Source organism: Stenotrophomonas oahuensis, assembly GCF_031834595.1.
GTDB lineage: Bacteria > Pseudomonadota > Gammaproteobacteria > Xanthomonadales > Xanthomonadaceae > Stenotrophomonas > Stenotrophomonas oahuensis.
Genome location: NZ_CP115541.1, coordinates 1,161,930 through 1,175,461, shown reverse-complemented (window position 1 = coordinate 1,175,461; position 13,532 = coordinate 1,161,930). Strand labels below are relative to the sequence as shown.

Annotated in this window: 2 protein-coding genes; both read left to right on the top strand. The window is 67.8% G+C overall.

The window, feature by feature from the left end; genetic code table 11:
- Window positions 1–419 precede the first annotated feature (419 nt).
- Complete coding sequence (locus PDM29_RS05120; RefSeq protein ID WP_311192806.1) at window positions 420–2,405, top strand: hypothetical protein; 1,986 nt, start codon at window positions 420–422, stop codon at window positions 2,403–2,405.
- Between the two features lie 108 nt (window positions 2,406–2,513).
- Window positions 2,514–13,529 (top strand): Ig-like domain-containing protein, encoded by an 11,016-nt coding sequence (locus PDM29_RS05115; RefSeq protein ID WP_311192805.1) that lies wholly within the window; start codon window positions 2,514–2,516, stop codon window positions 13,527–13,529.
- Window positions 13,530–13,532: the final 3 nt, after the last annotated feature.

Sequence of the window (13,532 nt, the reverse complement as noted above, 5' to 3'; positions counted from 1 at the left end):
TCATGGGTATCCCATCATAACCACCCCGAGCGACAGCGTTACTAACTACCGTCTTCACAAATCGTTGTTTGACCCCTTGCCACGTCCACGTAATTAATCCTGAAACCGGCCATGAATCGCCGGAAATAAACACCAGAACGTCGAAAGCAGTGCGCTTGCTGCTCCTCATCACCGGGAATCCGGTGTGTGAAGGAGGGGTGCGGCCACGGCGCAGGGGATGGGTGATGGATAAGGTTTCAGATGTGAAGCGGGTGTTATGGGGATTCACCAAACTTAATGCGATCGCATTAATTGTGACGTTATTCGCACTATTTTCTGCGGTCCCGAAAGTAAATGCGCAGGACGCCTGTACCGCCAACGGCGCGTGTGTTTCTGCTGGGCCACGCCTGGTGCAGGTGGATTCGACCCAGAGCCCGGTATTGAACCTGCTGTTCACGACTCTGTTGCCCGGCACCAATATCAACATCACCGCGCTGGACTGGAACAACATCGCTGGCGCGGATGTGAATCTCAACGCGCTGCTGACCCAGCTCAATGGTGGCGTGGTGGTCAGCGACCCCAGCCAGGTGCTCAACGCCAACATCACCCTGGCCCAGCTGCAGGCGGCACTGGTCTCGGTACTGCAGGCCGACGGTCAGACACTGGCGGCCAACTCGCTCAACCTGCTCACGCCTTCACTGAGTGGCCTCACCGGCACCATCCGCCTGGCCGACCTGCTACAGGTCTCGCTGCCACCAGGATCGCTGGCCAACGTCAATCTCGACGTGCTCGATCTGATCACCGGCGGCGTGCAGCTCTACAACTTCCGCAATGTAGTCACCACGCCCACGCCGATCACCCTGACCACCGCGCAGCTGGCCCCGCTGGGGTTGGGTGGGCTGGCCAACGTGCGCGTCTGGGCCCAGGTGGTCGAGCCGCCGGTGTACAACTGCGGCCCGGTCGGCAGTGCGTTCCACAGCGCCGCCATCCGCATCAAGTTCGACTTCGACATCGCCCAGGGCCTCAACGTGGCCCCGCTGATCAGCGCGGTCAACGGGCTCAACGTAGGTGGGCTGGTGTCGCTTTCCGGCACCGCCATCACCGCGTCGCTGCTGCATCTGTCGGTATACGCGGACGTAGCGCGCGCCGAGGGCACCATCAATGCGGTCAACCTGGCCAGCAACGCCGTCACCCTGCAGGCGCGTCCGGGTCTGGTGAATCTGTACATCGGCACCATCAGCGACGCGGTGTTCTTCAACCGCAGCGCGGTGCTCACCCCGGCCAGCGTCACCCCGATCAACGCCACCACGCTCAATGTCACCGTGGCGGTCAGCCTGCTGTCCAGTGCATTGAAGGTTGCCGACGTCGATGTGCCGCTCACGGTATCGCTGCGCGCGGTAGCGACCGGCACCCCCGGCTTCCAGTCCGTGGCCTTCACCGGGCCCTATCCACAGACGCGTACGTTGAGTACCGGCACGGTCAGCGCCAGCCTGATGGTGACCACGTTGATCAACTCGCTGGACGTGCAGATCACCAGCGGCACACCGGTCGTGCGTCTGGTCAACAACCTGATCACCCTGCCGCTGCCGGTCAACACCATCGTCAACGCCGTGGTCGGCGTATTGCTGCCGCCGCTGCGCACGGTCACCAATGCGCTGGTCGGTCCGGTGCTCACTGCTGTACTGGGCGGCGTAGTCGACAACCTGCTGGGCCTGCTGGGCATCCGCATCGGCCAGGCGATCTTCACCGTGGAAAGCATTTCGCAGAGCTGCGCGGCGACCGTGCAGCTGGTGAAAACGCTCGCGCCGACCACCGACACCGGTGTGTTCAACCTCAGTGTCGCGCAGGGGGCCACGGTGCTGGCCAGCGTGGCCAACGTGGGCAATAACGGGGCCACCACAGCGGTGGTCACCACACCCGGCACGGTCTACACGCTCGCCGAAACCGCCGGTACCGCCACCGTACTGGCGCGCTACGCCAGCACGTGGGATTGCCGCGATGCGGCCGGGACAGTACTTACCAGTGGCACCGGGCAGAGCTTCAACTTCACCGCCCCTGCGTTGTCCGCGCAGCCCCTCAACGTGGTCTGCCGCATCACCAACCGAACGCGCCAGGCGGATCTGTCGATCACCAAGAGCGACGGCAGCGGCAGCTACACGCCCGGCGGCACGGCGAGCTACGTCATCACCGTCAGCAATGCCGGGCCGGACCCGGTGACCGCCGCGCAGGTCACCGACACCTTGCCCGCAGGGGCCACGCTGAGCGCGCCATGGACCTGTACGGCATCGGCCGGCAGCGTCTGCAGCGCGGCAAGTGGCGGCGCTGCCGGTGGTACCGGGGTGAGCCTGGGGGTGAATCTGATCAACGGGGGGCAGGCCACGATCACCGTGCCGGTCAGCTTCAGCGCAGACCCCGCCGCGTACTAGCCACATCCACCCGGAGGCCACCGCGGTGGCCTTCGGCAGAAACGACGCAATACGTGACGCGCAGGTCGCCCGTTCTGGTCGCCGCGCGGTGCTTCCGAGGATTTCTGCATGCAAACCGCCAGCGCCCGTCGCTTCTCCTGCCACACCCCCGTCAGTCGCCTGCGCGTCCGCGCGCTGCATCTGGCCGGGGCGCTGCTGATGACGCTGGTCACGGCCACCGCCCACGCGCAGGCCTACCGCAACCCGCTGGTGAACACCGCCACCGTCACCGCACCGAACGATATCTCCGACCCCACCCCGGGCAACAACACCGCCAGCGACAGCAACGCCCTGGCTGCGACGTCGCAGCTGAGCGTGATCAAGACCATTGTCAGTCCCGCGGGCGGTGCTGCGGTGCCGGCGGGCGGCGCGGTGCAGTACCGCATCGAGGTGCGCAACACCGGGCCGTCACGGGCAGTGGGGGCCACCCTGACCGATTCGGTGCCGGCGCAGCTGACCGGCGTGACCTGGAGCTGCCCGGTGGTGTCCGCGGCCACCTCGTGCGCTACCGCCAGCGGCAGCGGCAGCCTCAACGTGGGCGTCAACGTGGGCGTGGGCGACGTCCTGGTGGTGCAGGTCAGCGGTACCGCGCCCACTGTGACCCCGGCCACGATCTCGGCGAACGCCGCCACCATCACCGCGCCGCCGGGCACCACCGACCCAACCCCGGGCGACAACACCGCCACCACGCCGACAATCACCGTGCAGGCGGCGGCGATTGTCGCCACCAATGATGATTACAGCGCCACCCCGTTCCCGCCCGGCGCAGGCGGCACCACGCCGCGCGTGTTCGCCAATGACACCCTGGGCGGAGCTGCGTTTGTTGACGCCGCGGTGGTGGCCACACTGACCAATGCGCCGTCCGGCTATGACATCAACGCCAACGGCACCGTTGTGGTGCCGGCCACGGCGGCGGCCGGCCCGGTCACGCTGACCTACCAGATCTGCGAGGCGGCATCGCCCAGCAACTGCGCCAGTGCCAACGTGGCGCTGATCGTCAGCCCCAACGCCGTCGATGACAGCGTGGCGGTGCAGGCCGGACAGGCCGTCAACGGCAACGTCAGCACCAACGACAATCTGTTCGCCGGTTCCACCTTCGTCCAGACCGGTGCCGCGCCCACCCAGGGCAGCGTCGTGCTGCAGGCCAGCGGTGCGTTCACCTACACCGCCAATGCCGGTGCCACCGGCACCGACACCTTCAGCTACCAGTTGTGCCTGCCCGCGCCGAACGCCGCGGTCTGCGACACCGCCGTCGTCACCGTCAATCTCACCGCCAACGTCATCGACGCGGTGGATGACCCCTTCAACGCCACACCGATTCCGGCAGCGACCGGCGGCACCACCGCCAGTGTGCTGACCAACGACACCTTCAACAACGTGGCGGTGGTGCCGGGCGATATCACCACCACGCTGATCACCGCGCCGGCCGGCTACACGATCAATGCCGATGGCCTCATCAGCGTGCCCGCCAATGCCGTGGCCGGTCCGGTCACGCTGGGCTACCGCATTTGTCTGACCGCCGCACCCACCTTGTGCGACACCGCCAGCGTGCAGCTGGTGGTCGGCCCGAACGCGTTGAACGATACGGTCAGCACGCCGGGTGCGGGCCAGCCGGTGTCCGCCAACGTCGGCAGCAACGACAACACGCCGGCCGGCTCGGTGTTCACCGCCGCCGGGGCCACGCCGACCCAGGGCACGGTCACCGTCAACGCCGACGGCAGCTTCACTTATCAGCCCAACGCCGGCAGTGCCGGCACCGACAGCTTCGGCTATCAGGTGTGCCTGCCCGCTCCGAACGCAGGCGTGTGCGCCACCGCAACCGTCACCGTGAACCTGGGGGCGAACGCACTGGCGGCCAACGATGACCTGTTCGGTACGCCGGTGCCGGGTCTTGCAGGTGGCACCACGCCGAGCGTGCTGGGCAACGACACCCTCAACGGTGCCGTGGTCACGCAGGGAACCGTTACGGCCACCCTGCAGGGCACGGTGGCAGGCTTCACCCTGGATGCGACCACGGGCGTGATCACCGTGGCAGCAGGTACCACTCCGGGTCCGGTTTCGCTGAGCTACCAGTTGTGCGAAGTGGCCGCGCCGAGCAACTGCGACATTGCCGCCGTGCAGGTGCTGGTCAGCCCCACTGCGGTGGCAGACAGCGTTGCGCTACGCGCAGGCGAATCGGTGACCGAGTCGGTGGCCACCAACGACAGCATCGCGGTCGGCTCGGTGTTCACGGTGCTCACGCAGCCCACCCAGGGCGTGCTGACCTTCGCCGCTGATGGTGGCTATACCTATACCGCCAATCCCGGCACCACCAGCAATGACAGTTTCGACTACCAGGTCTGCTTGCCGGCTCCGAACAGTGGCGTCTGCTCCACCGCCACCGCGGCCTTCGTGATTGCCGCCAACACCGTGGACGCGGTTGACGACCCGTTCACCGCGCCTGCGATTTCCCCGGTGACCGGTGGCAGCACCCCCAGTGTGCTTGGCAACGATCTGTTCAATGGCGTGGCGGTGAATGCAGCACAGGTGACCGTCAGCCTGATCAACACCCCGCCGCCGGGTTACACCATCACCAGCGCGGGCGTGATCAACGTGCCGGCCGGCGCCGCTGCCGGTGCGGTCAGCCTCACCTATGAACTGTGCGAAGCCGGCACCACGACCAACTGCGACACCGCGCAGGTAGCGCTGCTGATCGCGCCCGATGCCGCGGATGACACCTACACCACCCCGGCCGGGCAGCCGCTGGCGGGTGATGTGAGCATCAATGACAACGCACCGGCCGGGTCCACCTTCAGCGTGGTCAGCGCACCAGCTGCAGGCAGCCTGGCGCTGCAGCCCAATGGCGCGTTCACCTACACGCCGGCCGGTGCAGGCACCCAGACCGCGCAGTACCAGGTGTGCCTGCCGGCCCCGGATGGTGCGACCTGCGCCACCGGCACGATCACCTTCAACGTCATCGCCAACACGCTCAACGCGGTGGACGACAACTTCCGCGCGCCGGTGTTCGCACCGGGTGCTGGCGGCACCACGCCCAGCGTGCTCGGCAACGACACCTTCAACGGCGCGGCCGCCAGCCCGCTGCAGGTCACCGTTAACCTGGACAGCCCGCCGGCCGGTTTCAGCATCGACAGCGCCGGTGTCATCACCGTGTCCGGGTTTGCCCCGGCCGGTGCCACCACGCTGACCTACACGCTGTGCGAACTGGGTTCCACCACCAACTGCGACACCGCCGCCGTGCAGGTGCTGATCGCACCGGATGCACAGGACGACACCGCCAGCGTCACCGGTACCCAGACCGGCACCTTCAACCTGGCCGCCAATGACAACGCGCCGGTCGGTTCCACCTTCACCGTGACCACCGCGCCGACCAAGGGTACCGCCGCGCTGTCGACCGCCGGCAGCCTGGAGTACACCGCCACTGCCGGGCAGACCGGCACCGATACCTTGACGTATCAGGTCTGCCTGCCGGCACCGGACGGCACCACCTGCGACACCGCGCAGGTCACCGTAACCCTGGCCAACGCCGCACTGGTGGCGGTGAACGACGACTACAGCGCCAGCCCGATTCCGCCCAGCGGTGGCAGCACCGCCAGCGTGCTGCTCAACGACACCTTCAACGGTGCCGCCATCGTGCCGGGCACCACCCCTGTAACCGCATCGCTGCTGACCCTGGAGTCGGGCTACAGCATGGCCGCCAATGGCGTGATCAGCGTCGCTGCCGGCACGCCGCCGGGTTCGATTGCATTGAACTATCAGGTCTGCGAAACCGCGCTGCCGAGCAACTGTGCCACCGCCACCGCCGTGGTGGTGATGAGCCCGGATGCGGTCAACGATGCGCTGCCGGCCACTGCAGGCACCACCACCGTGCTCAATGTGCTGGCCAACGACGTCGCGCCGACCACGCCGGTCGTGACCATCAGCGTCGCGCCGGTCAGCGGCACCGCCGTGGTCAATGGCGACGGCACCATCAGCTACACGCCCACCGGTCCGTTCGTGGGTCCGGATACCTTCACCTATCAGCTCTGCCTGCCAGCACCGCATGGCAGCGTCTGCGACACCGCGACCGTGGCGGTGACCGTCAGCGCCACCTCGCTGGTGGCGGTGAATGACAGCTACCTTACGACCCCGATCGCGCCGGCGGCTGGTGGCAGCACCGCCAGCGTGCTGCTCAACGACACCTTCAACGGCAACCCGATCGTGCCGGGCACCACGCCGGTCACGGCGACGCTGCTCAACCCGGTCACCGGCTACACGATGTCGACCGCAGGCGTGATCACCGTGGCACCGGGCACCACGCCGGCCGCCACCACGCTCAGCTACCAGGTCTGCGAGAACCTCGTTCCGACCAACTGCGCCGCCGCCACCGCGGTGGTCGCGGTCAGCCCGGAAGCCGTGGCCGACGCACTGCCGGCCACCGCCGGCACCACCAGCGTGCTCAACGTGCTGGCCAACGACACCGCACCGCTGAATCCGGTGGTCACGATCACCGCAGGCCCGGCCAACGGCACTGCAGTGGCCAACGGTGACGGCTCGATCAGCTACACCCCGACCGGAGCCTTCACCGGCACCGATACCTTCACCTACCAGCTGTGTCTGCCCGCACCGGGCGGCAGCGTGTGCGACAGCGCCACCGTGACGGTCACCGTCAGTGCGACCTCGCTGGTCGCGACCAACGATGATTTCACCGCCACGCCGATTGCACCGGCGGCCGGCGGCAGCACCGCCAGCGTGCTGCTCAATGACACCTTCAGTGGTGCGCCGATCATTCCGGGCACCACGGAGGTGACCGCATCGCTGATCACGCCGCCCACCGGTTACAGCATGACCGCCAACGGCGTCATCACCGTCGCCCCAGGCACGACGCCGGCAGCGGTTACGCTCAACTATCAGGTCTGCGAGAACGCGGTGCCGACCAACTGCGCCGGCGCAACCGCGCTGGTCGCGGTAAGCCCGGATGCGGTGGCCGATGCGCTGCCCGCTGCTGCTGGCACGACCACCGTGCTCAACGTGCTGGCCAATGACACCGCGCCGTTGAATCCGACCGTGACCGTGTCGGCTGCGCCGACCAATGGCACGACCGTGATCAATGGCGATGGCACCATCAGCTATACCCCCACCGGCGCATTCACCGGCACTGATACCTTCACGTATCAGCTGTGCCTGCCGGCACCGGGTGCTGCGGTCTGCGACACCGCGACGGTCACTGTGACTGTGGCCGCCACCACCCTGGCGGCCGCCAATGACGACTTCACCGCCACGCCGATTGCACCGGCTGCCGGCGGCAGTACCGCCAGCGTGCTGCTCAACGACACCTTCAACGGCGCGCCCATCGTGCCTGGCACCACGGCAGTCACCGCAACGCTGCTGACCGCCGAAACCGGCTACAGCATGGCCGCGGATGGCGTGATCACCGTCGCCGCCGGCACCACACCCGCTGCCGTGACGCTGAACTACCAGGTCTGCGAAAACGCAGTGCCGACCAATTGCGCTGCCGCCAGTGCGGTGGTCGCGGTCAGCCCGGTGGCAGTGGACGACGCCCTGCCGGCCACGGCCGGTTCCACCACCGTGCTTAACGTCACCGCCAACGACACGCTGCCGGCCAACCCGACCATCACGGTGTCGGTGGCTCCGACCAACGGAACCACCACCGTCAATGGCGATGGCACCATCAGCTACACGCCGACCGCCGGCTTCACCGGCGCGGACAGTTTCACTTACCAGGTCTGCCTGCCGTCACCGGGGGCGTCCGTCTGCGATACCGCAACCGTGTCGTTGACGGTCAGCGCCACCTCGCTGGTGGCAGCCAACGACGACTTCACCGCCGCCCCGATTGCGCCGGTCGCCGGTGGCAGCACCACCAGCGTGCTGCTCAACGACACCTTCAATGGTGCGGCCATCGTGCCGGGCACGACCGCAGTGACCGCGTCGCTGCTGACGCCGCCCACCGGCTACAGCATGACCGCCAACGGTGTGATTACGGTGGCCCCGGGCACCACGCCCGCGGCCGTCGCGCTGAACTACCAGGTCTGCGAGAACGCGCTCCCGACCAACTGCGCCGCCGCTACGGCCGTGGTCGCGGTGAGTCCGGATGCGGTGGTTGACGCACTGCCGGCGACCGCCGGCACCACTACCGTGCTCAACGTGCTGGCCAACGATGCCGCGCCGCTGAACCCGACCGTGACCGTTTCGGTGGCACCGACCAATGGTGCCGCCGTCGTCAACCCTGACGGCACCATCAGCTACACCCCGACCGGTGCGTTCACCGGCACCGACACCTTCACCTACCAGTTGTGCCTGCCGGCCCCGGGGGCAACCGTCTGCGACACCGCCACGGTGACCGTGACCGTCAGCGCCACCACGCTGACGGCGCTCAACGATGACTTCACCGGCGCACCGATTGCGCCGGCCGCCGGCGGCAGCACCGCGAGTGTGCTGCTCAACGACACCTTCAATGGGGCCGCCATCGTGCCGGGTACCACGCCGGTCACCGCGTCGCTGCTGACCACGGTGCCCGGTTACAGCATGAATGCCAGCGGTGTGATCACCGTGGCTCCCGGCACCACGCCGGCTGCGGTCACCTTGAACTACCAGGTCTGCGAGAACGCGGTGCCGACCAACTGCGCGGGTGCCTCGGCCGTCGTGGCGGTCAGCCCGGATTCGGTGGCAGATGCGCTCACCGCCACCGCCGGTGCCACCACCGTGCTCGATGTGCTGGCCAACGACACCGCGCCGCTCAATCCGGTGGTCGTCGTGTCGGTGGCACCGACCAACGGCACTGCCGTGGTCAATGGCAACGGCACCATCAGCTACACCCCGACGCCGGGCTACACCGGTGCCGACAGCTTCACCTACCAGCTGTGCCTGCCGGCACCGGGTGCGGCTGTCTGCGATACCGCCACGGTGACGCTGAGCGTGGGCGCAACCAGCATCGTGGCGGCGGCCGACAACTTCACCGGCACGCCGATTGCACCGGCCGCCGGTGGCAGCACCGCCAGCGTGCTGCTCAATGACACCTTCAACGGGTCCACCATCGTGCCGGGTACCACGCCGGTGAGCGCCTCGCTGGTGACCCCGGTGACCGGCTACACCATGGCCGCCACCGGTGTGATCACCGTGGCTGCGGGAACCACGCCCGCTGCCGTGACCCTGAACTACCAGGTCTGCGAAACCGCCGTGCCGACCAACTGTGCGCAGTCCACCGCTGTCGTCGCGGTGAGCCCGGACGCGGTCGCGGACACCTTGCTGGCCTCCGCCGGCACCGCCACCCTGCTCAACGTCCTGGCCAATGACACCGCGCCGCTGAACCCGGTGGTGACCGTTTCCGTGGCTCCCACCAACGGCACCGCCACGGTCAATGGCGATGGAAGCATCAACTACACGCCCACCGCTGGTTATACCGGTGCGGACAGCTTCACCTATCAGCTGTGTCTGCCTGCGCCGGGTGCCGGTGTCTGTGACACCGCCACGGTGACCCTGAACGTCACCGCCACGAACCTGGTGGCGACCGCAGATGATTTCACCCCGTCGCCGATCTCTCCGGCTGCTGGTGGCACCACCGCCAGCGTGCTGCTCAACGACACCTTCAACGGTGTGCCGATTGCACCGGGCAGCACGCCGGTGACTGTCACCCTGGTCACCCCGCCGACCGGCTACAGCGTTGCGACCAATGGTCAGATCACGGTGGCTCCGGGAACCACGCCGGCCGCGACCACGCTGACCTACCAGGTCTGCGAAACCGCGGTGCCGACCAACTGCGCGCAGGCCACGGCCATCGTTGCGGTAAGCCCGGCCGCGGCCAATGACACGCTGACCGCCACCGCCGGTACCACCACGGTGCTCAACGTCACCGCCAACGACACCCTGCCGTCCAACCCAACCCTGACCGTGCTGGTCGCTCCGGGCAACGGCACCGCCATCGTCAATGGTGACAACACCATCAGTTACACGCCGACGGCCGGCTTCACCGGCACCGACACCTTCACCTACCAGGTGTGCCTGCCGGCCCCGGGGGCAGGGGTGTGCTCGACCGCCACGGTCACGGTAAGCGTGGGCACCACCAGCCTGAGCGCGCTCAACGACGACTTCAGCTCGACGCCGATCGTGCCGGCCTCGGGCGGCACCACCGCCAGCGTGCTGCTCAATGACAGCTTCAACGGCGCGACCATCGTGCCCGGCACCACGCCGGTGACGGCGTCGCTGGTCACGCCGGTCACCGGCTACACCATGGCCGCCAACGGCGTGATCACCGTGGCCGCCGGGCTGACTCCGGTGGCAGTCACCTTGACCTACCAGGTCTGCGAGAACGCGGTGCCGACCAACTGCGCCCAGGCCACCGCACTGGTGGCGGTGCGTCCGAACGCGGCCGATGACACGGTGGGCGCAGGTACCGGCACCACCGTGCTCAATGTCGCGGCCAACGACACCCTGCCGCTCAATCCGGTGTTTACCGTCGTGGGCGCGCCGCTGAACGGCACGGCGGTCGTCAATGGCGACAACACCATCAGCTACACGCCCAATCCGGGCTTCACCGGTACCGACAGCTTCACCTACCAGGTGTGCCTGCCGGCCCCCAACCTCAACGTGTGCGACACCGCTTCGGTCAGCGTGACCGTGAGTGCCACCACGCTGCAGGCGGTGAGCGACAACTTCAGCGGCACGCCGACGCTGCCGGGTGCGGGCGGCAGCACGCCGTCGGTGCTGGGCAACGACCTGATCAACGGGGTACCGGTGCAGCCGGCGCAGGTGGTCGTTTCCCTGATCGCACCGCCGGCCGGCGTCAGCATCGATGCCAACGGCATCATCACCATCGCTGGCAGTGCCGCCGCCGGTGCGCTGACACTGACCTACCAGATCTGCGAAGCGGCCAACTCGGGCAACTGTGCGCAGGCCAGCGCATTGGTACTGGTGCGCCCGGATGCGGTCAACGACGTGGCGACCACCCCGACCGGCCAGGCCCTGAGCGGCAGTGTGGCCAGCAACGACAACGCCAGCGGCGGCTCGGTGTTCTCGCTGGTCACCGCACCGGCGCAGGGCACGGTGGTGCTCAACGCCAACGGCAGCTACACGTACACGCCCAACACCGGCTTCACCGGCAGCGACACCTTCATCTACCAGCTGTGTCTGCCGGCTCCGTATGCGGGGGTCTGCGATACCGCCACGTTGAGCATCACCGTGACTGCAGTGGGCGGCACCCTGGATGCGGTCGATGACACCGTGACCAATGTGCCGGTTACCGGCGGCAACGGGGTGCTGAACGTGCTGGTGAATGACACCTTCAACGGCAGCGCGCTCGACCCGACCACGGTGCTGCTGACCCCGACCAACACCACCGCCATCACCATCCAGCCCAACGGCAGCGTGGACGTGTCGGGCGGCGTGGCCGGTGCCACCTACAACACCACCTACCAGATCTGCCTCGTAGCCCAGCCAAGCGTGTGCGACATCGGCACCGTCAGCGTCACCCTGGCCAGCCCACCGGTGGGTACGCCGGTGCAGCCGGCTGACGACAGCGCCAGCACCCAGCAGGACACCGCCGTGGTGATTCCGGTGCTGGCCAACGACCTGGTCGGTGGGGCCCCGGCGGTACCGGCGGGGCTGGTGATCACCGTCAGCACTGCGCCGACCTCGGGCAGCGTCGAGGTGCTGGGTGACGGCACCCTGCGTTACACCCCGAACGACATGTTCAGCGGTACCGACACGTTCGCGTACACCGTGTGCACGCAGACCACGCCGGCTGACTGCGGCATCGCCACGGTCAGCGTGCAGGTGCTGCCCAACGACGTGGAAGTGGTGGAAGAGGACATCACCGCCGAGGACGGGCAGCCGACCACCTTCTCCATCGTGGACAACGTCAGCACCACCGGCGCACCGATCAACTGGCGTTCGTTCCGGATCCTGTTCGCGGCGCGCTATGGCCGGGTGACCTGTACCGACGGTATCTGTGTCTACACCGCCTTCGTCGGCTACAGCGGTGCGGACAGCTTCACCTACAACATCTGCGACATGTCCGTTCCCACCCCGGTGTGCGTGGACGGCGTGGTCAACATCACCGTGGTCGCCGGCGAGACCTTCCTGCGCCTGAGCAAGCAGGCCGCGCAGCGCACGGTAAAGGTGGGGGAGCTGATGCGCTACACCGTCACCGTGGAGAACATGGGCGAGGTCGACGCACTGGGTGTGACCGTGCTGGATACGCTGCCGGCCGGCTTCACCTTCGTGCAGGAAGGCTTCGCGGTCCGCGACATCGACAACGCTGGCTTTGTCACTTCGCGCACGCCGCTGCGGGTGGATGGCATCGACATTCCCGCCGGTGGCCAGGCCACGCTGGTGTACTACCTGCGGGTGGGCGCGGGCGTGGGCCAGGGCATCCACACCAACCGGGTCACCGCGGTGGATGCGGTCAACACCACCATCGGCAACGTGGCTTCGGCTGACGTGGAAGTGGTCGGCGACCCGCTGCTGGATGAAAGCCTGATCATCGGCAGTGTGTTCGAGGACCGCAACGGCAACGGCGTGCAGGACGACGACGAGCGCGGCATTCCGGGCGTGCGCGTGGCCTCGGTCGAAGGCCTGGTGATGGAAACCGACGCGTTCGGCCGCTACCACCTGGTCGGCATCGATGGCGGCGGCGCACGTGGCCGCAACTTCATCCTCAAGGTGGATCCGACCACGCTGCCGGCCGATGCGCGCTTCACCACCCGCAATCCGCTGCTGCGTCGGGTCACCCCGGGCCTGCCGGCGCGCTTCGACTTCGGTGTGCAGTTGCCGGATGCGCGCTTCGAGGCGGCTCCTGCAACCGTGCGACCGCCGACCTTGAACATCGGGGAGGGTGTGTTCGAACCGGGCTCGGCGAGCCTGTCGCCCGACAGCGAGGCCGTGCTGGCGCACGCCGCACGGCTACTGCAGGCCGGCGGTGGCGGCCGCCTGCTGCTGCAGACACCCAGCGGCCAGGAGGCGCTGGGACTGGAGCGGGTGGAAGTACTACGACAGGCGTTGTTGCCACGCCTCCCGGCCGACGTCGCCGACCGCGTGCAGGTCCAGGTGCAGCCCACTGCACCGGCCCGCCCCGCCGACCGCGCCGAGCGCTGAGGA

Bases quoted from the DNA above. Each gene is read 5' to 3' on its own strand.
- PDM29_RS05115 (WP_311192805.1), top strand. From the start codon at position 2,514: ATGCAAACCGCCAGCGCCCGTCGCTTCTCCTGCCACACCCCCGTCAGT.